The following is a 20,021-nucleotide window of genomic DNA, read 5'->3' as shown; positions in this document are numbered from 1 at the left end:
GATAGCTGATAGCTGATAGCTGATAGCTGATAGCTGATAGCTGATAGCTGATAGCTGATAGCTGATAGCTGATAGCTAATTTATAGTCTATTCTTTCATTTTGCTGAGTAGTAATAATGTATTGGACTCGAGTTGCCCATGAAGCTTAACGACGCACAGATGTTTATTAACCCTGTTTATCGGTTAATAGAAATTACACCTATCCCCGTTACTGTTTCTTCGCCTAGCGGTAAACTTGAATATGCAAACCCGGCACTAAAACAATTATTAGGTTATGAAGGCGATGAAGTGTACGCAGATGATGTTGTTATAACTCATGCTGATGACAGGGAGTTAAATAAAACTATTCGTGCCAAGCTTAATCAGTTCCCTGAGCAGCCATTACAAATCGAAAAGCGTTACAAGCATAAGCTTGGGCATTCTATTTATTGCCAGCTGAACATTGTCGCAGAGGTAGATAATGACGGTAATGTCGTTCGTTATATTTCACAGATAATTGATTTAACAACGGTCAATAAAGAGGCGGCAGCAGATATTCTACTGACATATTTGGTTGATAAATCAAATGATGCCATGTTTATTGCAGACCCTCAGTTTGGTCAAATTCTTAACTGTAATCAATTAGCTTACAAGTGCTTAGGTTATGAAAAAGAAGAGCTACTAAAACAGACTGTGCCAGATATTAACCCAGACTATGATACGAATAGCAAATGGCTGGATAGGGTAGCGCGAATAAAAGCCCAAGAAACCACTATTTTTGAGTCAAGCTTAAAACATAAAGATGGTCATACTTTTCCAACTGAAGTGAGTGTTTGTTATATCGACCATCAAGGAAAAAGTTATCTTCTCGCGATTGTGCGTGACATTTCAGCTCGAAAAAATAAAGAACAGGCGTTGATTGAGCTTGCTAACCTTGACCCGCTTACCCAATTACCGAACCGTCGTTATCTAGAGCAATTATTGAATGATGTATTTAGTGAAAATGGTGATGTGTCTGAGGGAATGGGCTTTATTTATATCGATTTAGATGAGTTTAAACAAATCAACGATCAATATGGTCATGCAATAGGTGATGAAGTTTTAGTATGGGTTGCAAAGCAACTTCAAGCCGCCGTTAGAAGTACTGACTATGTAGTAAGAATGGGCGGCGATGAGTTTTTAGTGACTATATCAGGCGTAACTAATACGACGATTTTGAATCGCTTAGCTCATAAAATTGCGGCTCAGTTTACAAAACCATTTAGTTCTAAAGGTATATCAATTGAGGTTACAGCGAGTATAGGTGTGACAGCGCATTTTCTAGGAGATGGTGTGTACGCAGCGAACCAGTTAATTGAAGAAGCCGATGCGGCTATGTACCAAGCTAAAAAGCAACCTGGAACAACCATTATTCACTTTAGCTAATCGTTTTAAAGCCTTAAGTTACTTTGAAACTTGAAACTTGAAACTTGAAACTTGAAACTTGAAACTTGAAACTTGAAACTTGAAACTTGAAACTTTTCCCGTCTAAGCAGCCACTTCAACACAATTACGGCCGTTACTTTTCGCTTTATACAATGCTTTGTCGGCAACGGTGAGGGTTTCTTTCACGGTTGTTGAAGAGTGAGCTACGCTGTGTATACCAATACTCACGGTAAACTGCACGGTTTGCACTTCATCAATAGTGATGTAGGTTTCTTGCGCCTTTTGGCGAATTCGCTCGGCAACTAGCTTTGCATCAAGTAGGTTACAATTGAGTAGTAACACAAACTCTTCGCCGCCGTAACGGCAGGCTATATCAGCAAGGCCTTGTTCTGAGGTGAGTATGTTGGCAAATGCGATAATAACTTTATCGCCAACATCGTGGCCGTATGTGTCGTTAATGTTTTTGAAGTGGTCGAGATCAGCAATTAGGAGGGTAAACTCTTGCTGATTGGTTGCCATCGCGGCAATCAGTTCTTCACTTTTTCTGTCAAAGTAACGGCGATTATACAGGCCTGTCATTGGGTCTGTATCGACCAAGCGGTTGAGCTCAGTTTGCTGTGCTTTAATTTTTTCGAGGCTCTTAATTCGATAGGAAAGAATAAACGCCATCATTAACGCTTCGAGCAAAATACCTATGCCAACACCGTGGCTATTAATCACGTTTGCGTCGCTGATCCCTTTGTAATAAAGCACCGCCAGCATATTGAAAATAACGAACATAGAGTGGCCGAGCAAAAAGTATTTTGCCAGCGCGTTACCTTTGCGCCACAGCGAAATAGATACTCCAAATGTCACAGTCATCATTAATGCAGCCAAGCTGCTGGCAGGTTTTAATGCACCTACAATATCGAACAAGCTATAAACAAAGTCCGCAACGAGTAAGAACAAAATAATCGAAAGTGCAATATGCTCTTTAGGGTAGAGCTTTTTGGTTTCGAAAATAAGCATTACAAAGATCACTAAAAAGCTTGGCATACTTAGCAAGTTAGAATTGAGTTGTAATAGTTCGGCACTAAAAATACCGAAAAAGTTAGCGGCAACACCATAAGATAGCGCCACCCAAACTGTGCCAGAAATAAGGTAAAGGGCGTAAACGATGTTCTCGATTTTACGTGCCGATAAATACAAGAAAAAGTTATAAATCATCAGTGCTAACATCATCCCAACAAGTAGAGCAATATAATTACCATTCCCTACAAGAGCACGTTTTGAGTGCTCTTCATCAAAAATAGCGAGTGCAAACCATTGATGAGAAAAGGTCACGCTTTTTATGTAAATTGTTTTTTGCTGATTGGGTGCAATATAAAACGAAAATACGGCACTACCACCAAACATGTTGGTTTTAGGCCCTGCTTTATCAAGCTGAATGACCGATTGGTTTATCAGTTGCCCTGCTTGCGTTTCGTAAAAGCTCACTTCTTCTAAGTGATAGGCATCTGGGTTATGTACAAATAAGCGCAGGGTGTCGCTGTAGGTATTTTTTATAACTATTTTTGACCATGTTGTTTTGGCATTCGTGCCTAAAGTGAGCTTGTTTTGACTGTTTATAAAACTTTGCAGCTGAACTTGTGAAAGAGTCATAGTGCCAGAGCCATCAATAAAATAGCTCATATCAAATTGGGTGAGGTCAATGCTACGTTGGTTAATATTAACAATAGGGGAGTTATCGGCGCGGCTTTGATTAGCCAAAGTTAGGCATATTGAGTAGATAACAAAAAGCAGTATAAAGCGCGTAATCATCCCTGGTGCCTGTATCCAAATAAAAATAGTAATAAAGTTTTATTTTTAACGTAAACTGCTGGCTTGTCGAGTAAATTATTAACGAAAAATAAAAAAGCCGCTAACTTAGCGGCTTTGTTGGTTGCGAAAATATATTAACGTAGGTCGAAACGATCTAGCGTCATTACTTTAGTCCACGCTGCTACGAAATCATCAACGAACTTTTGTTTAGCATCGTCAGATGCATACACTTCAGCAATTGAACGAAGCTCTGAGTTGGAGCCAAAGATCAAGTCTACAGGTGTTGCTGTCCACTTAAGTTTGCCTGACTTACGGTCACGGCCTTCGTAAACACCTTCTTCAGAAGATTTAGACCACTTCGTTGACATATCGAGTAGGTTAACGAAGAAATCGTTACTTAATGTGCCTGGTTTTTTCGTGAATACACCGTGTTTAGTTTGGTCAGTATTCGCGTTAAGAGCACGCATACCACCTAGTAGTGCAGTCATTTCTGGTACTGATAAGCTTAATAAATCAGCACGTTCAACAAGCATTTCAGCCGGTGATTTCCATGCTGAGCTATAGTAGTTACGGAACGCATCTGCCGTTGGCTCAAGCACTTCGAATGATTCAACGTCAGTCATTTCTAATGACGCGTCCATACGACCTGGCTTGAATGGTACTGCGATAGAGAAACCAGCGTCGCTTGCTGCTTTTTCGATTGCAGCCGCACCACCAAGAACAATCATATCTGCTAGTGAAATTTCTTTACCGCCAGATGCGTTTTTGTTGAACTTAGTTTGGATTTTCTCAAGTTTGCTAAGTACTTTAGCCACTTCTTTCGGGTTGTTTACCGGCCAATCTTTTTGCGGAGCAAAACGAATACGTGCACCGTTTGCACCACCACGCATATCTGTGTCGCGGTAGCTTGCTGCTGATGCCCAAGCAACACGGACTAGTTCAGATACAGATAAACCTGAATCTAAGATGCTAGCTTTAAGTGACGCGATATCTTTGCTGTCTACTAGTTTGTGATCAACCGCAGGGATGTAGTCTTGCCAAATTAATACTTCTTCTGGCACTAAGTCACCTAAGTAACGAGCTCGTGGGCCCATGTCACGGTGGTTTAGTTTGAACCATGCTTTAGCAAATGCGAGTTCGAACTCTTTCGGGTCGTTTAAGAAACGTTCTGAGATCTTACGGAACTCAGGATCCGCTTTTAACGCGATATCGGTTGTGAACATGATAGGTGCATGACGCTTACCTTTGATGTGTGCATCTGGCACAAGATTAGATGCTTGACCCTTTTCAGGGATCCACTGAGTTGCACCTGCTGGGCTCTTGGTTTTAACCCATTCAAAGCTGAACAAGTTTTGAAGGTAGTTAATTGACCAACGTGTTGGTGTCACAGTCCATGCACCTTCAAGACCTGAAGTGATGGTATCTTCTGAATGGCCTTTACCACATTTATTGTTCCAACCTAAGCCTTGTTCTTCGATACCTGCTGCTGCAGGTTCTTTGTCTAAACAGGTCGCTTTTTTGGCACCGTGAGCTTTACCAAAGCTGTGACCACCGGCGATTAGGGCAACGATTTCTTCATCGTTCATTGCCATGCGGCCGAAAGATAAACGAATATCTTCTGCTGCAAGCAGTGGATCAGGGTTACCGTGTGGGCCTTCAGGGTTTACATAGATTAAGCCCATCTCAACTGCCGCTAGTGGACCTTTTAGTTTGCCTTTTTTGTCACGACGTTCGTCAGTTAACATTTTGCCTTCAGGGCCCCAGTATACGTAGTCTGGTTCCCAATCGTCTTCACGACCTCCGGCATAACCGAAAGTTTTGAAGCCCATTGATTCAAGTGCAACGTTACCCGTTAGTGCCATTAAGTCAGCCCAAGAAATACTGCGGCCATATTTCTGCTTTATTGGCCAAAGTAAACGACGCGCTTTATCAAGGTTTGCGTTATCTGGCCAGCTGTTTAGTGGGTCGAAACGTTGTTGACCACCGCCAGCACCACCACGGCCATCGAATGTACGGTAAGTGCCTGATGCGTGCCACGCCATGCGGATGAAGAATGGACCGTAGTGACCGTAATCAGCAGGCCACCAGTCTTGAGAGTCAGTCAGTACCTTCTCAATGTCGGCTTTTACCGCATTTAGATCTAATTTTAAGAATTCTTTTTTGTAATTAAAGTATGGACCCATAGGATCAGACTCTGCGCCATGAGCACGAAGTTGGCTAAGGTCTAATTGCTCTGGCCACCAGAATTGGTTTGATTTTATTTCGTTCGTAGCTTGTACGCCTGTTGCCACCAACAGTGACACTGCAACAGCGACTTTAGAGAAAGCTGAAGTTGATTTTTTTAACATTGTGTTGTCTCCAGTTAGAAGTTGGGTGAAATATAGAGTTGTTCTGATTAACTTTCCACTTACAAACTGGGGTTTAAATCGATTGATAAAATCGATAAAATAGATGGTGTGATTGATTTTTTCGAACAAAGCCAGCAATAATGCTGGCTCTAGGGGAGGGGGACATTAAGCTGAAATTCAGCTTATTGTTTATTCTTCAATAAAAGGGACGCCGTTTTTGATCCACTCAGCAGCAGGTTTACCTTTTAAGTAATGATCAAAATATTCCATCATGCGCACCGAAAAATCCACTTGGTTAGGGAATTTCTTCAAGTGGTGTGGTTCACCTTCGTATTGTAAGAAGGTTGCATCTTTACCGGCACGGCGAAGAGCTAAGTAGTATTGAACCCCTTCGTGCCATGGCACTGCATCATCTTTGTCACCAAACATAATCAGAATTGGGGTATTCACTTTATCGGCAAAGAACACCGGTGAGTTTTCGATATATAGCTCTGGCGCTTCGAATAAAGTTTTGCCTATACGGCTTTGCCCTGTTTCGTATTGAAACTGACGGGCAAGACCTGATTTTAAGCGAATACCGCTGTAAGCACTGGTCATATTAGATACTGGCGCACCTGATACAACGGCCTTGAACATGTCTGTTTGAGTGATCATAAAGGCGCTTTGGTAGCCTGCCCAAGAGTGACCTTGTAAACCAATTTTATCTGGATCAGCAATGCCTAAATCAATTAACTTTTGAGTTGCGTTGATCATAGTTTGCGTTGATGATTTACCAGGATGACCAATCTCAAAACGGATATCAGGTAAGAAAATCGCATAGCCATTTGAGGTAAACATCGGGAAGTTAGGGCGATGATTTAACTCCATTTTCGGGAAGTCATACATGCGTTGGCTCATATAGCGGTAGAAGTACACAACTACAGGAACCTTATCGCCTTTTTTATAGCCTGCAGGCTTAATTAATACGCCTTGTAAATCTTCACCATCAAACCCTTTGTAGCTAATAAGCTCAGGTTTTTCACCCCATGCAAAGTTGCTAATTTGCGGGTTTAGGTTAGTAACACGTTGTGGCTTTTTGAAGCTAAAATCAGTTTGGTAGTAATCAGGGAATTGCTGGTATGTTTGTGCAGTAAATAGGTATTTGTCGGAATTTTTAGCCTTTTTCACTACGTCATAGCGCTTTTTACCCGAAAGAACTTTGCTGACTTTATTGCTCGATAAGTCAAGTTTGGCAATCTCTGTTTGCTTATCTTGCACGTTGGTTGCGCTTAGCAATAATGTTTCATCTTTGGCAAAACCAACTTGGTCTTTATCAAGTTTAATAACACGATATTGGGTGTTAGTTTCTTTACCTTGAGTTAAGCGCGTTGCCTTTTGTGATGCGACATCAAAAGCCCAAATATCAAATTTGCTGTAAACCAATACTTGGCTGCTGTCGTTCAACCAGCCCGCAAAACCATAACCCGGCTGAGGTGATGGGTAGTCATGTTTATCATCAGCAAAAACAGCGTTAATTGCTTTAGATAAGGTCGAAACCTTGTTGCTACCTAAATCTTTTAGCTGAACTTGGCTATCTTGGAAAAATGCTGCAAATTGACCATTTGGCGCAAGGCTTGGTCTAAATGGATAGTCGCTGACGATAGCTGTTTGTTTACCGGTTTTAACATCAACACTGAAGTAATCTGCATAAAAACCACCATACATAACGCGCTCTAAGTAAGGTCGGTCTGAATAGCCTAATAGTGCTTCGCGATTAGTGTTAAGCGAAACTTCTGGCATGTTTGGTGTGCTTAGCTGCACAACGTGCTGACCATTTATATGATACACAGCTTGGTAGTGACGAAGCTTATTCGCTTTGTTCCATTGCTGCTCTTCGCGAGGCTTAATTTCAGCGTCTTTATTGTGCCAAACGTTTAGGCCCTTTTGGTCGCGTATGGTATCGAAATCATATAAAGAGGCTTCATCTTTGTATTCTTTCAAGACAGATTTAGCGGCGAGTTTAGGGTGGTTTTCATAGTATAAACGAGCACCATCTTCAGACCATTTTAATGATGCTGTTTTGCCGATAGTCCAGCTGCTATCTGCTGAGTTAATGGTTGAAAGAGCCCCGTTTTGTAAAAGCTGTAAGCTGTGATCGCGACGTCTTGTATCATCATTAACATAATTACCAATTAATAGTGCTGCGGTATTGCTGTTTGGTTGCCATGCAATTTTATTTGCAACAACACCAGGCTCATCAATCAACACGTTAGTTGCAAAGTCATTATTAAGATCAACTAATACAACTTGGTTGTCGGCACCATCACTGTAGCTTTGGCTTGCTAATAATTGCTCGCCTGTACTGCTAATCGCATAGCTAAATACATTATTTACAGTGTGAGTGGTTTTGTCTTGAAGATTAACAAGCACTAAATCAAAGCTTTTATCTTTTTTATCTGGCTTGATTTCGCTGCTGTTTTCGTCTTTTTCTTCGCCGTCTTTTTTATCTGCTTTTTCTGCTTTCTTATCTAGTCGATAGGCAAGCCATATACCATCATCCGATAACGCATAGTCTTTTACATCGTTAAAAGTCTGTTGCTCGCCATTTTTAGTATTTACTAAAACAAGGTTATTTTTCAGCTGGTCTTTTTTCTTGGTGGTTTCTTTTTCAAGTAGGGTAGGTACCTGAGTAAAAGCCACCCAGTTTGCCGCTTTATTAATAGTAGGGCGAGTACCGCGCTCAACGCTGGTAAGTAGGTGGTTATTGTTTAACGTATAAACCTGACCTTCAGCATTACCGCGATAAGGGTCTGCACTAAAGCTAAGAATTTGGCCGTCTTCAGAAAGTTGGGTGCCTTTTGCGTATTTAAAATCAAACACGTCTTTAAATTGCAGAGCCTCTTTCGCACTAACATGTGCACTACCAAGGCTTGTCACCAAGGCTAAGCTCAAAAGTGATAATTGCGCTTTCATTAGTCTTTCTCGTTGTTTTTAAAATTTACGCACCCAGTGTAGCGTTTTTAATAAACAATTCGAGTAGATACGATAAGTGGCGTGTTTGGGGAGTTGAGCTGATAGCTGTAAGCTTTAAGCTATCAGCCATAAGCTAAAAAAGTTGTCGGTAGGTTTTGTTAAAAGGGTAGCAGCGGGTTTACCCCGCGTATTTTAATTACACCGCTGCGCGATATGAGATCGCGCCTACGGCTAATTTCCTACAACCAAATCTTCTGTAGTTCTGGCCACTGTTTTTCAAATTGTGCACTTGGTTTTGCTTTAAAGTCGCTGCGCACGAATTGGTTCATCTTACCTTCAACATAGGCGAGTAAGAAATTGGCTAGGGTGCTTTCGTCTGATTGGAATGCTTTGCCTTCGCGAAGTTTGCGCTCGCGTAGCACTTGCTTGAATTGAGTTTCTAGCTTCTCGAATAAGCCTTGTACTCGTTCACGTAAACGCTCTTGTTCACCTTGTAAGGCATCACCGGTCAAAATACGGGTAATGCCTGGGTTTTTCTCTGCAAAGGCTAACAATAACAGCAAAATATTGTAGACTCGAGTTTGGCTTTCTTTCTCATTTTCTAAAATGAGATTAATGCGTGATAACAGAGTATCTTCAATAAACTCGATTAGGCCCTCAAACATCCGTGCTTTACTCGGGAAATGACGATATAACGCAGCTTCAGACACACCTACCTCCGCCGCTAGTTTTGCGGTTGTGATACGTTGACCTGGGCTGGTTTCTAACATTTGTGCGAGTGCTTGCAGAATCTGCTCTTTGCGATTACTTCTTTTTGTCGCAGGCATGACCATTCCTTTCTTATAATTTATTACTTGCGCTGTTGGGAGTCAGACAAGCCATTTTTTGTGCAAATGAGTGGCTTATGTTAATGTTTTATTCAGTTTCTTTCCAGCATTTTTACAAACGCTTGGCAAGCTCAGTCATTACGCTCATGGCCAAATCTTTTTTACTTCCCATTGCTAAATCTAGTTGCTCATTGTGCCAGAACAGTGTTAAAGCATTATGATCAGAATTAAAGCCAAGGCCTTCTTTTGATACGTCATTTGCGCAGATCATATCGAGGTTTTTATTCTTTAATTTACCTTGTGCGTAACTGGCAACATCTTGGGTTTCGGCAGCAAAACCAACTGTATAAGGACGGTTTTCGTTCAGCGCGGCGACGTTAGCTATGACATCTGGGTTTTTAACTAAGGTGAGGGTTAGTTCATCACCTTGCTTTTTCATTTTTTGCTCATGAATTGCTGCTGCACGGTAATCTGCCACCGCTGCACAGCCGATAAACGCATCCGATTGCGCGGCTAGCTCCATCGAGGCGGTGAGTAATTGCTCAGCACTTTCTATATTAGTAAGCAGGGCATTAGCAGGTGCTTTAATTGTCACTGGGCCTGAAATCAGGTTTACCTTTGCACCTAACGCAAGTGCAGCTTCAGCAAGGGCATAACCCATTTTGCCAGAGCTGTGATTAGAAATATAACGAACTGGGTCGAGGGCTTCTCGGGTTGGTCCTGCTGTGATCGTGATGGTTTTGCCTGCAAGTAAAGGCTCAACCTCAGGTTGTGTACACAGCGCGACTAACTCATGAGGCTCTAACATACGTCCTGCGCCTACATCACCACAGGCTTGCTCACCTTTACCTGGGCCCCAAATAGCAACGCCGCGTTCACTAAGTGTGGCAATATTTGCTTGTGTAGCTGGGTGGGCGTACATCTGTTGGTTCATGGCAGGTGCAACCGCGACTTTTGCAGGGGTGGCTAGTAGTAGGGTTGTCAGTAAGTCATCTGCAATACCCATCGCCATTTTCGCTAAAATATTGCTGGTTGCAGGGGCGACTAAAATAAGGTCTGCCCATTTGGCAAACTCAATATGACCCATTGCGGCTTCTGCTACAGGGTCGAGTAATGAATCAGAAACAATCTCACCGCTTACCGCTTGCATAGTTAAAGGAGTAATAAAGTGTTTTGCTGAGTCGGTCATGACGACTTTTACTTCACAGCCTTTATCTTTTAAACGGCGAACAAGCTCTGCGCATTTATAGGCTGCAATACCACCACTCATACCTAGCAGGATTTTTTTATTTACTGATTTTGTCATTACGTGAAATTTAACCTTTGTCGATATGGGCTAACGATAGCAAATCTTTACCGATAGCATGAAGTTTTCTTTTTTCTTACAGGAAAAAACGCGATTTTATAGTACAGTTTATTAAATGGAATAGTTGTTTTAAGGATGAAGCAATGCCGTTAACCGATCTACCTTTATCAGCAAGGCCGCGGGAGAAGTTACTCGCCCAAGGCGCAAAAGCACTCTCAGACGCTGAGCTATTAGCGATATTTTTACGTACCGGCGTGCCGGGTATGAATGCCATTGAGTTGGCCGAGCACCTACTAGATATAAATAGCACCCTGCACAATTTATTTAATGCCACTGAACAAGAGTTTTGTTCACAAAGGGGGTTAGGAGCCGCTAAATATGTGCAGCTCCAAGCTGTGCTTGAGTTGAGCCGGCGCTATATGCTTGAGCAATGTAAACGCGAGGCACTATTTAATTCGCCACAGGCTGTGTATAACTATTTAACTATTCAGTTGCGTGGCTTACAGCAAGAAGTATTTATGGTGCTGTACTTGGACAGTCAAAACCAATTGATAAAAGACGAAGTGCTTTTTTATGGCACTATTAATGCGGCTTCCGTCTATCCTCGTGAAGTTGTTAAAGCTGCACTACGTAATAATGCGGCGGCACTGATTCTTGCCCATAACCATCCAAGTGGGGTAGCAGAGCCAAGTCAGGCCGATAAATTGATCACTACAAAATTACAACAAGCTTTAGCCTTAATAGATATAAATGTACTGGATCACATCATAGTGGGTGGTGAAAATTGTGTATCGTTTGCCGAAAGGGGATTAATTTAAGCGGAGCTAAGGCAGGAGTGTGTTAAAAATGAGCAGTTTAGGGCGATTTTAGAAATTAGTTTAATTTAAATGCAGTTTTTACTTTCCCTAAGGGCATTCGATCATTATAATTAGCCGCTATCAAATTTACACATGAGCTGATTGGATAAGATCTGTTACTTGATCTTTGCCTGTATAAGCTGTATAAAGAGCGCCCTTCGATTTATCCCGGGGCACAAATACTGGCCTAAGGGAAAATTAAGCTCGAGCGAAGTTATTGGAGATATATAGACATGTCTAAAGTATGTCAAGTTACAGGTAAGCGTCCAGCGGTTGGTAACCACCGTTCACACGCGAGAAACGCGACTAAACGTCGTTTCCTACCTAACCTACAAACTCACCGTTTTTGGGTTGAAAGTGAAAAACGTTTTGTAACACTACGCACTACTACTAAAGGTATGCGTATTATCGATAAAAAAGGCATCGACGCGGTTCTTACAGAAATCCGTGCTCGTGGCGAAAAAGTTTAAGGAACTGAATCATGCGCGATAAGATCCGTTTAGTTTCAACTGCTGGTACTGGTTTTTTCTACACTACCGACAAGAACAAGCGTAACATGCCTGAAAAAATGGAAATCAAAAAATACGATCCTAAAGCTCGTAAACACGTGATTTTCAAAGAAGCTAAAATCAAGTAATTTTAGTTTTCAGAATCTCAAAAACCCAGCCTCGGCTGGGTTTTTTGTTTTTCACCTTAGATTTGCAGTTTAGAAAATAGCAATCAGCACAAGAATCTTATTTGCTCTGCTGTTTTATCTTGCTTAATTATCAATCTAAGCGTAAAATGCGCGCTCATTTCGGCTTATTAAATTTAATTCCTTGCCTTAAACCGACTGGCCGAAACGGTAGAAGGCTCTATTAACCGTAAGGAATATCCATGCGTCATTACGAAATCGTATTCATGGTTCACCCTGATCAGAGTGAGCAAGTACCTGGTATGATCGAACGTTATACTGGTTCTATCACTGAAGCTGGTGGTACTATCCACCGTCTTGAAGACTGGGGCCGTCGTCAATTGGCTTACCCAATCGACAAGCTTCACAAAGCTCATTATGTTCTTATGAACGTTGAAGCACCTACTGAAGTAATCAGCGAGCTAGAAACTACTTTCCGCTACAACGATGCAGTGCTTCGTAACTTAGTTATGCGTACTAAAGACGCTGTAACTGAAGCATCTCCTCTTGCGAAAGAAGAGAAGAAAGAAGCACCAGCTGCTTAATCGTTTTGAGTTCAAGCATGGCGCTTGCAGTTGAGACAAAAAGATGAGCCAACCGGTTAATCCTTATATGAATCAGCTGACATTATCTGGGGTTGTTTGTAAAACACCTAAATATAGTCAAAGCCCTGCTGGTATACCGCATTGTATTTTTGTTCTTGAACATAAATCGATGCAAGTTGAAGCAGACCTTAACCGTAATAGTTATGTCAGACTTCAAGTTGTTGCCAGCGGCACGCCAATGCAACAACAAACTCAACAATTGCACGTTGGGCAACAAGTGCAAGTGACGGGGTTTTTAAACCGTCACGAAGGACGAAACGGCTTAAGCCAGTTAGTCTTGCATGCTCAACATATAGAAAGAATTTTTTGAGGAATTTTACTCATGGCACGTTATTTCAGACGTCGTAAGTTCTGCCGCTTTAAAGCGGAAGGCGTACAACAAATCGATTATAAAGATCTAGCTACTCTTAGAAACTATGTTACAGAAAGTGGCAAAATCGTACCTAGCCGTATCACAGGTACTAGCGCTAAATACCAGCGTCAGCTAGCAACTGCTATCAAGCGTGCTCGCTACTTAGCCCTTCTTCCATACACTGACTTACATAAGTAAGCAGCGGATTAACAGTTTTTAAAAGGTGTAGAGACATGCAAGTTATTCTACTAGACAAGATCGCAAACCTAGGTGGCCTAGGTGACCAGGTTGTAGTTAAATCTGGCTTCGCACGTAACTTCCTTTTCCCACAAGGTAAGGCAGTTCCTGCAACTAAAGCTAACATCGAAACTTTCGAAGCACGTCGTGCTGATTTAGAAGCTAAGATCGCTGAAGATCTAGCTGCTGCTCAAGCTCGCGCTGACAAGTTAGAAGCATTAGCTGAAGTTACACTAGTTTCTAAAGCTGGTGACGAAGGCAAGTTATTCGGTTCTATCGGTACTCGCGACATCGCTGAAGCTATTTCAGCTGTTGGCGTTGAAGTTGCTAAATCAGAAGTTCGTTTACCTCTAGGTACTATCCGTGAGACTGGCGAATTTGACGTAGCAATCGCAGTACACTCAGACGTATCGGCTACTATCAAAGTAATCGTTATCGCTGAAGCTTAATAGCAATATTAAGTAGAAAAAGCCGCGCTTTATGTGCGGCTTTTTTGTGCCTGAAATTTTTGTATAAACAACGTTATTCACTCGCCTAAACACTATTAATTTCAGCGTGTTGTACCTCCATTAATCATCAGTATAGATACTAATAGTATTAGTTTTTTATGTTTTAAACACACAAGTACTAACCCTATAATCTTACCTATTTTGCAAACTAACGTTCTTTTTTCTTAATTTTCTTAATCTTATTAGTATAATCGGATGAGTAAAAGTAAATTGGTTAAAATTGACACTGACAACGCTGTCATTTATATTGTGCTGGTTAAAAAGTAGTAAGGAGTTGAAGTTGAGAAGTTCATTATTACCATATGGAAAGGGTAAACAAACTGGCTTTACATTAGTAGAAATTCTTATTGTTATCGCTATTTTGGGCATTCTGTATAGCGTAGCACTGCCTGCTTACACTGAGCATATGCAACGTAGTCGCCGCGCAGATATTCAACAAGAGTTATTGCAATACAGTGCCAGTCTTGAGCGTATTTATTCACGAAATGGCGGCTACCCCAATGCATTTTCAACCCAAAATACTGATTACTACACCTTTACCTATACAGCAACTGACAAAGTATCAGGTGCTGTAAGCGACTTTAAAAATCGTGGCTACACTTTAAAAGCCTCTCCTAAATCGGGTTCGGCGCAAGCAAGTGATCGCTGTGGTGACTTAACCATTAAACATGATGGTAGTTACAACGCTTCATTTAGTGATTGCTGGGAGTAACTAAGTTGCGTCGAATTGCAGGGTTTACCTTAATCGAGTTAATGGTTGTGCTAAGTGTTATTGGCATTATGGCAGCCCTTGCTTTTCCGTCATTTAGTCAACAGATCTTGCAAGATCGCGTTGTAACTACTGCAAATCAATTAAATAGTGTCTATAAGTTTGCACGCAGTGAAGCGGTAAAGCGTGACAAACCTATTAACCTAGTTGTTAGCAATAAGAACTGGCAAGTGACCCTCAATGAGGGCGGGGCAGACACGATTTTGAAAGAATTTTCGATCACTAAAAGCGGTGTTACTGTCAACTTGGTGGCACTGGCAATTAGCGCCAGTGGCGAAGTCGATAAACAAGCTGAAATTTTAGTTAAAGATGAGCACACAAATACCACAGATTACATAATGTGTGTGCTTAAAAGTGGTCAAAACTGGTTAGTTGAAAGTTCACAGCGAGGATGTGCATGAATAAGCAGGCAGGCTTTTCATTATTAGAGGTGATGATTTCAGTGGTGATTGCTGGAATCGCATTATTAGGGTTGGCTGCTGCGCAGCTAAAATCGCTGCAATATGCAACCAATAGCTTTAATTACACCGTGTCACTCATTCAAGGCCAAAATACTATTGAGCGTTTGTGGCCGCGCATTTGTGAAATTCAAAAAACTAATACCGCACTTTTTCAAGACGCGACTTTTAGAGCTTCGCTAGCACCACAAGTCAGTGATTATCAACTGACTATCCCAGCTAATTACAGTGATGATATGCAAATTAATGTCGCTTGGGTTGATAAGCGCATGACAGACAGTGCAGAAAATCAAATTAGTCTAAATGCCAGTTTCCCAGACTTAACGGCTGTATGCTCATGAATAAACGCGCTCAGGGCTTTACTTTAGTTGAACTTATGGTGGCATTGGCTGCAGGCGCTTTTTTACTAGCTGGAGTGAGTTTGTCTTACTCGGCGATTAAAAGCACTGTTGAAGTGAGTAAAGAACTCGAAAACGCCCAAGAGGTGATTCGCTATACCAGTAAAGTATTCAATCGTAGCATTAAGCAAACTCAGTTAGCTCCGATCATAAGTGCTGATAAAAGCACGATTACCATTACTCAGCCTAGTGGTGTTATTGCCTGTGATGGCTCTGCGACAACAGCGCAAGTGATTGAGGTCTATAGCTTAAATGGTAGTAATTTAATGTGTTCACTCGATGGCGCTACTGCTGAGCGATTACTCACAGGTATCGAAACTTTATCATTTGATATCGCTGGTGAGCTTGTCACTGTAACTGTGAAGCCAAATGATTTACCTGCGCAATTTGGTAATGGCATCAATATTGATATTGCTCTAACAAATGTAATATTAGTTAAAGCATACGGAGCAGGTAGTGTATAAAAAGCAAGGTGGTTTTACTCTAATTACAGTTTTGATCTTGACCAGTATGGCCAGTATCGTAGTGCTTAGTTCGCTGCGCGAGAACGTCGTTCAAGAGCGCTTAAGTGGTAACTTTCAAAAGAAATTAAATAGTCGCTTATTGGCTGAAAAAGGTGTTTTTGAACAAGCTAAGTTATTACAACAAACCTTGGATGAGGAAGGTGTATTAGCGGTTGAAGATTTGATCAGTAAAACCAGTCATGCATCTGGTTCAGGTGTTATCGCTGATGATGCAATTTTTAATGCAAGTTTAAGTCAAAATGCTGCAGGTGAGCTAGAAATTGCAAGCCTAGGACAACGATTTGATGGCGATGCACAAAGTAACTTAGTTGCTCGTTTTGCAGTGCAAGGCGCGAAGGGAAGTTCGATTTTCACGAATGCTATGGTGGGTTGTAAAGGGGTTAACTTGTCTGGCAGTGGCAGTATCGACAGCTATGACTCTAGCAAAGGCACTTACGAAGAAACTAAGTCAAATGATGGCGATGTTTCAACGATTGCTGGCGATTCAGATGTGGTGCTATCGGGTCATTCACCGATAAAAGGCGATGTTAAAGCGACCGGGGTGATCTACTTAAATGGTTCATCACCAATTATTGGTAACATCCATTCAAATACCGGTGTTTATATTTCTCCAGGCAGCGGTTTACGTGTTGACGGTAATGTATATACCCGAGGTTATTATACGCATCGTGGCGGGACAGTTTCGGGGGTAGTGCGAGCGAATGGTGATGCAAAAATGCAGTGGTCAACATTCATCACGAATAGCCAAGCTGAAGCGTTAGATATTATGTATGGTGGCTCAGGCGATTTTAAAGATACCTACAATAATCAACAGGATGGTGTGCACTACAGTGATAGCAAGTTTAATGTAAACCCGAATGTTGAACCGATAACCGTTGCTGACCCAACTGCGCCAGATTATGACCCTACAAACCCAGATACGAGTTGTGATCCTTTGATATTGCCAGAGAAAATGGCAGACATCACGGATCAAGTGAGCAGTTATAGTTCTGTTGCTATAGGCCCTACGCAACAATTTAAGCTAAATACCGAAAAGGGTTATTACAGTAGTGGTGGTAGCCAAGTTATTTTACCAAGCCTTGCTGATATTTTCTTGTTTAACTCTAAAGCTCAGAACCAAGCCAATGGTAGTAATAGCAAAGAGTATATTTTTTCACTTGATAGACTCAAGATGACCAGTGACGGCAAAATGGAAGTGTCTGGTGGTGATGTTATTTTACTGATTGATGGTGACTTTTCGATGGAAGGGGACACCAGTCTAACAATAAAAAAAGATAGCAGCTTAACGGTGTTATTAACCGGAAAAGTAAATATTGGTGCAGGCGCAAAAGTAATTACTGAGCAAGAAGGGCTAACCACCAGTGGTCATCCTTCGTTATCATTCTACTCATCATTTAATGGTGTAAATGGTGTACAATTTAGCGGCGCTGCTAATTTATATGCGGCTATTTATGCGCCTTTGACTACGGTGAAATTGTCAGGTAGTGGTGAGTTGTTTGGTAGTGTACGTGGCTCAACAATTACCGCATCGGGGGGCAGTGGCGCTCACTATGATGCTGGTCTATTACAAGTACAAAATGGTGGTACACCAGCCTCTCCAGCACGCATCGTATTTTTAGGTTGGAGCTATAAAACCACAGAAACAACCGAAGAAGAAAACGAATCATCCCCTGCCGAATAACGCAAATCCCCAAATAAAATTGTGTAAGCTCAATTATTTGTAGCTTACACAAAAAAATTTAATTTCATTTAAACCTTTTGAATCCCTCCTTACGTCTAATACACTAAATTCACAACAATAATCATAAAGGACAACATCCAGGATGTTGATAGATGCAGAACAAGCGTTCGCCCAGCAAAGTGAGCATGCCTTGATAGAGCGCGTAAAAAGCGGTGATCAAGCTGCTTATGCAACACTTTATGAGTTGCATGTGAAGCGGGTTTATAGTCTTTGTTTGCGATTGCTTGCAGATAAAGAGCACGCAGAAGATGCAACACAAGAAGTGTTTGTACAGTTGTGGCACAAAATCGCGAACTTTGATGGACGCTCACAGTTTTCGACTTGGTTACATAGTGTTACCAGCAATATTGCGATTAGCTACATTCGCAAACATAAAAGCTGGTTTCAAAAAGTAGTGAGTTTTGAACAAAGCGGTATGGATGAGCAAAGTGCCGAAGATTGCGGCGGCTTTAACGGCCTCGACAAATTAGTACTGAGACTACCTGAGCGAGCACGTATGGTTTTTGTGCTTCATGCAATTGAAGGCTATCGCCATGAAGAGATAGCAAGCATGCTTGATATGGCTGTAGGTTCAAGTAAGTCGCAATTTCACCGTGCAAGGCAGTTATTAAAAGAGTGGTATGAAAATGAGTAAGCCAGAATTTGAACAATTTTTAAATGACTCGCTTAATCAAAAGCAAGATATTAGTCCAGAAAAAGACCTTTGGCCTGGAATTGAGCGAGCAATTGCAAGGCCGCAAACACAGCATATTGATAAGCCAACTAATGGCTGGAATAAACTCGCTGCTGTTGCCGCTTGCTGTATTGCAGCCCTTTTGACTGTGCAGCTTTTTGTTGGCCAAGGTGAGTCAAATAGCATGATGGCAATGAGCGATTATTTTACTAAGCAAAAGCAAGGTTTGTTGGTGCAGTATCAAAATCAACCAGCTTTAACCGACAACTGGCAGCAACAACTAAAAGAGTTAGAAGAAGCCGAAAGTGCCATTAAGCAAGCACTTGAGAATGAACCTGAAAACCCAGCTTTATTACAAATGCTGTCGCAGGTTTATCAGCAACAACTGGACTTAATTAACAAGGTGCATGCACCGAAGTGGCAAACGATTTAGGAGTGACAATTATGAAATTACTAGCCTTAACTTTAGGATTACTGCCACTGATGGCAATGGCAGGACAAACCATTAATGAACAAATTGATGTACCTGCAAATAAACGCATTTTTATTGAAAACCAACGTGGTGATGTACGCATTGAAGGGTGGGATAAACCACAACTTAAAATCGAAGGTGAGCTTGACGATAAAGCACAAGGCTATCGTTTAGATGTAGAAGGCAGCCGTGTTGAATTTATCGTAAAAATGCCGCGTAACTTAGGTGGCTGGAATAGCGGTGACGGCTCTCGATTGACCATTTACATGCCAAAAAGTAGTGAGCTTGAATTTGCTGGAGTGAATGTCACAGTTAGTGCTAAAGAGCTTGAAGCAGGCGCAGAGATTGATACTGTCAACGGCGATATTACAGTACAAGATATTAGCGGCAACATGAGCTTTGAAACGGTAAATGGGGACGTAAATGCCCATGACCTGAATGGTGATATTCGCTTTGAAACTGTGAATGGCGAAATTAATGATAAAAACTCGCAAGGTGCTTTACGCTTTACCGCGGTGAATGGTGACATTAAGTCAAAGACCAAAGCGCAAGATGTTCGTCTTGAGAACGTAAATGGTGATATTGACTTTGCTTTTGATGCGATTAAAAAACTGCGTATTAATACGGTAAACGGTGAAGCCGAAGTTCACATTAATAAGCTACTTGATGATGCTAATATTCGTTTTGAGTCGGTTAGTGGTGATGCTGAATTTTACTTCCCTGCTAATGTGTCAGCAAAGTTTGAAATTGAAGCTCACGCTAATGGTAAAATAGTCAATGAACTGAGTGACGACAAAGCAACAAAAGCGAAGTATGGCCCATCAAGCGACTTAGAATTTAGTATTAACGGTGGGGATGCTGATATCGAAATGGATACGATTAGCGGCCGCATTGAACTTCGTAAACAGAAATAACGATTAGAGTTACAATAAAGCGGGAAGACTTCCCGCTTATACCAATCGTGTTAAGTTATTAGTCTTAAATAGCGACAGATAAATGAAGTGATAACAAGGCAGAAATTTTGACATGTAGTTACTCTACTTTAGACATTTCTAACGCAGTTAACGCTTTATTTAGCACGCTAGATTGACCAAATATTTAAGTCGATTGGTATTT

Annotated in this window: 21 protein-coding genes; 16 read left to right on the top strand and 5 right to left on the bottom strand. The window is 41.4% G+C overall.

The genetic code is table 11. The features are described from left to right. The first annotated feature begins 138 nt into the window (after positions 1-138). Entirely contained in the window at positions 139-1,404 is a 1,266-nt protein-coding gene (locus HCZ11_RS18400) for a bifunctional diguanylate cyclase/phosphodiesterase (RefSeq protein ID WP_167659164.1), read from the top strand. 102 nt (positions 1,405-1,506) lie between these two features. Here the strand turns inward: HCZ11_RS18400 and HCZ11_RS18395 are convergent, their stop codons facing one another. The 5 genes from HCZ11_RS18395 to coaBC form a co-directional block, all read right to left on the bottom strand. Then, a complete protein-coding gene (locus tag HCZ11_RS18395) occupies positions 1,507-3,204 on the bottom strand; it encodes a diguanylate cyclase (RefSeq protein ID WP_167659163.1) in 1,698 nt (565 codons plus the stop codon). A gap of 134 nt (positions 3,205-3,338) precedes the next feature. Next, the gene (gene katG, locus HCZ11_RS18390; protein ID WP_167659162.1) at positions 3,339-5,552 is read right to left on the bottom strand and encodes a catalase/peroxidase HPI; all 2,214 of its coding nucleotides are present in this window, start codon (positions 5,550-5,552) and stop codon (positions 3,339-3,341) included. 189 nt (positions 5,553-5,741) lie between these two features. Beyond that, a complete protein-coding gene (locus tag HCZ11_RS18385) occupies positions 5,742-8,504 on the bottom strand; it encodes a prolyl oligopeptidase family serine peptidase (protein ID WP_167659161.1) in 2,763 nt (920 codons plus the stop codon). Between the two features lie 239 nt (positions 8,505-8,743). Further along, positions 8,744-9,331 (bottom strand): nucleoid occlusion factor SlmA, encoded by a 588-nt coding sequence (slmA, locus tag HCZ11_RS18380; protein ID WP_054554189.1) that lies wholly within the window; start codon positions 9,329-9,331, stop codon positions 8,744-8,746. Positions 9,332-9,443: 112 nt separating this feature from the next. Then, positions 9,444-10,637, bottom strand: coding sequence for a bifunctional phosphopantothenoylcysteine decarboxylase/phosphopantothenate--cysteine ligase CoaBC (gene coaBC, locus HCZ11_RS18375; RefSeq protein ID WP_167659160.1), 1,194 nt, complete (start codon positions 10,635-10,637; stop codon positions 9,444-9,446). 143 nt (positions 10,638-10,780) lie between these two features. Here coaBC and radC point away from each other — a divergent pair, with 143 nt between their 5' ends. The 15 genes from radC to HCZ11_RS18300 all read left to right on the top strand — a co-directional run bounded on the left by radC (position 10,781) and on the right by HCZ11_RS18300 (position 19,819). Beyond that, entirely contained in the window at positions 10,781-11,455 is a 675-nt protein-coding gene (radC, locus tag HCZ11_RS18370) for a DNA repair protein RadC (protein ID WP_130049753.1), read from the top strand. Positions 11,456-11,727: 272 nt separating this feature from the next. Continuing rightward, positions 11,728-11,964, top strand: coding sequence for a 50S ribosomal protein L28 (rpmB, locus tag HCZ11_RS18365; protein ID WP_036973115.1), 237 nt, complete (start codon positions 11,728-11,730; stop codon positions 11,962-11,964). An 11-nt stretch (positions 11,965-11,975) separates the two neighbouring features. Continuing rightward, the gene (gene rpmG / locus HCZ11_RS18360) at positions 11,976-12,131 is read left to right on the top strand and encodes a 50S ribosomal protein L33 (RefSeq protein ID WP_022946036.1); all 156 of its coding nucleotides are present in this window, start codon (positions 11,976-11,978) and stop codon (positions 12,129-12,131) included. A 239-nt stretch (positions 12,132-12,370) separates the two neighbouring features. Further along, on the top strand, positions 12,371-12,712 hold the full coding sequence (gene rpsF, locus HCZ11_RS18355; RefSeq protein ID WP_036973113.1) for a 30S ribosomal protein S6: 342 nt from the start codon (positions 12,371-12,373) through the stop codon (positions 12,710-12,712). Between the two features lie 67 nt (positions 12,713-12,779). After that, positions 12,780-13,082: a primosomal replication protein N gene (priB, locus tag HCZ11_RS18350; protein ID WP_036973732.1), complete on the top strand. Its 303-nt coding sequence runs from the start codon at positions 12,780-12,782 to the stop codon at positions 13,080-13,082. A gap of 12 nt (positions 13,083-13,094) precedes the next feature. Continuing rightward, positions 13,095-13,322 carry a 30S ribosomal protein S18 gene (gene rpsR / locus HCZ11_RS18345; RefSeq protein WP_002962753.1) on the top strand — a complete coding sequence of 76 codons (228 nt, stop codon included), beginning with the start codon at positions 13,095-13,097 and terminating at the stop codon, positions 13,320-13,322. A 35-nt stretch (positions 13,323-13,357) separates the two neighbouring features. Next, positions 13,358-13,810 carry a 50S ribosomal protein L9 gene (gene rplI / locus HCZ11_RS18340; RefSeq protein ID WP_054554192.1) on the top strand — a complete coding sequence of 151 codons (453 nt, stop codon included), beginning with the start codon at positions 13,358-13,360 and terminating at the stop codon, positions 13,808-13,810. Between the two features lie 340 nt (positions 13,811-14,150). Further along, positions 14,151-14,582 carry a type IV pilin protein gene (locus HCZ11_RS18335; RefSeq protein WP_254869188.1) on the top strand — a complete coding sequence of 144 codons (432 nt, stop codon included), beginning with the start codon at positions 14,151-14,153 and terminating at the stop codon, positions 14,580-14,582. Positions 14,583-14,587: 5 nt separating this feature from the next. Then, a complete protein-coding gene (locus tag HCZ11_RS18330) occupies positions 14,588-15,040 on the top strand; it encodes a GspH/FimT family pseudopilin (RefSeq protein ID WP_130049751.1) in 453 nt (150 codons plus the stop codon). Beyond that, entirely contained in the window at positions 15,037-15,438 is a 402-nt protein-coding gene (locus tag HCZ11_RS18325) for a prepilin-type N-terminal cleavage/methylation domain-containing protein (protein ID WP_130049750.1), read from the top strand. The genes HCZ11_RS18330 and HCZ11_RS18325 overlap by 4 nt, the downstream gene beginning before the upstream one ends. Beyond that, entirely contained in the window at positions 15,435-15,959 is a 525-nt protein-coding gene (locus tag HCZ11_RS18320; protein WP_250661636.1) for a prepilin-type N-terminal cleavage/methylation domain-containing protein, read from the top strand. Before HCZ11_RS18325 ends, HCZ11_RS18320 begins: the two co-directional genes overlap by 4 nt. Further along, positions 15,952-17,700 (top strand): PilX N-terminal domain-containing pilus assembly protein, encoded by a 1,749-nt coding sequence (locus HCZ11_RS18315; protein WP_240701294.1) that lies wholly within the window; start codon positions 15,952-15,954, stop codon positions 17,698-17,700. The genes HCZ11_RS18320 and HCZ11_RS18315 overlap by 8 nt, the downstream gene beginning before the upstream one ends. Positions 17,701-17,842: 142 nt before the next feature. Further along, positions 17,843-18,394 (top strand): RNA polymerase sigma factor, encoded by a 552-nt coding sequence (locus tag HCZ11_RS18310; protein ID WP_167659157.1) that lies wholly within the window; start codon positions 17,843-17,845, stop codon positions 18,392-18,394. Then, on the top strand, positions 18,381-18,866 hold the full coding sequence (locus tag HCZ11_RS18305) for a hypothetical protein (RefSeq protein WP_175580504.1): 486 nt from the start codon (positions 18,381-18,383) through the stop codon (positions 18,864-18,866). Before HCZ11_RS18310 ends, HCZ11_RS18305 begins: the two co-directional genes overlap by 14 nt. An 11-nt stretch (positions 18,867-18,877) precedes the next feature. Next, positions 18,878-19,819, top strand: a complete 942-nt coding sequence (locus HCZ11_RS18300; protein WP_130049747.1) for a DUF4097 family beta strand repeat-containing protein — start codon at positions 18,878-18,880, stop codon at positions 19,817-19,819. The last annotated feature ends 202 nt before the right edge of the window (positions 19,820-20,021 follow it).

Origin of the sequence: Pseudoalteromonas sp. HF66 (assembly GCF_011806445.1) — a bacterium.
Classification (GTDB): Bacteria; Pseudomonadota; Gammaproteobacteria; order Enterobacterales; family Alteromonadaceae; genus Pseudoalteromonas; species Pseudoalteromonas apostichopi.
This window is presented reverse-complemented; position numbering and strand designations above follow the sequence as displayed.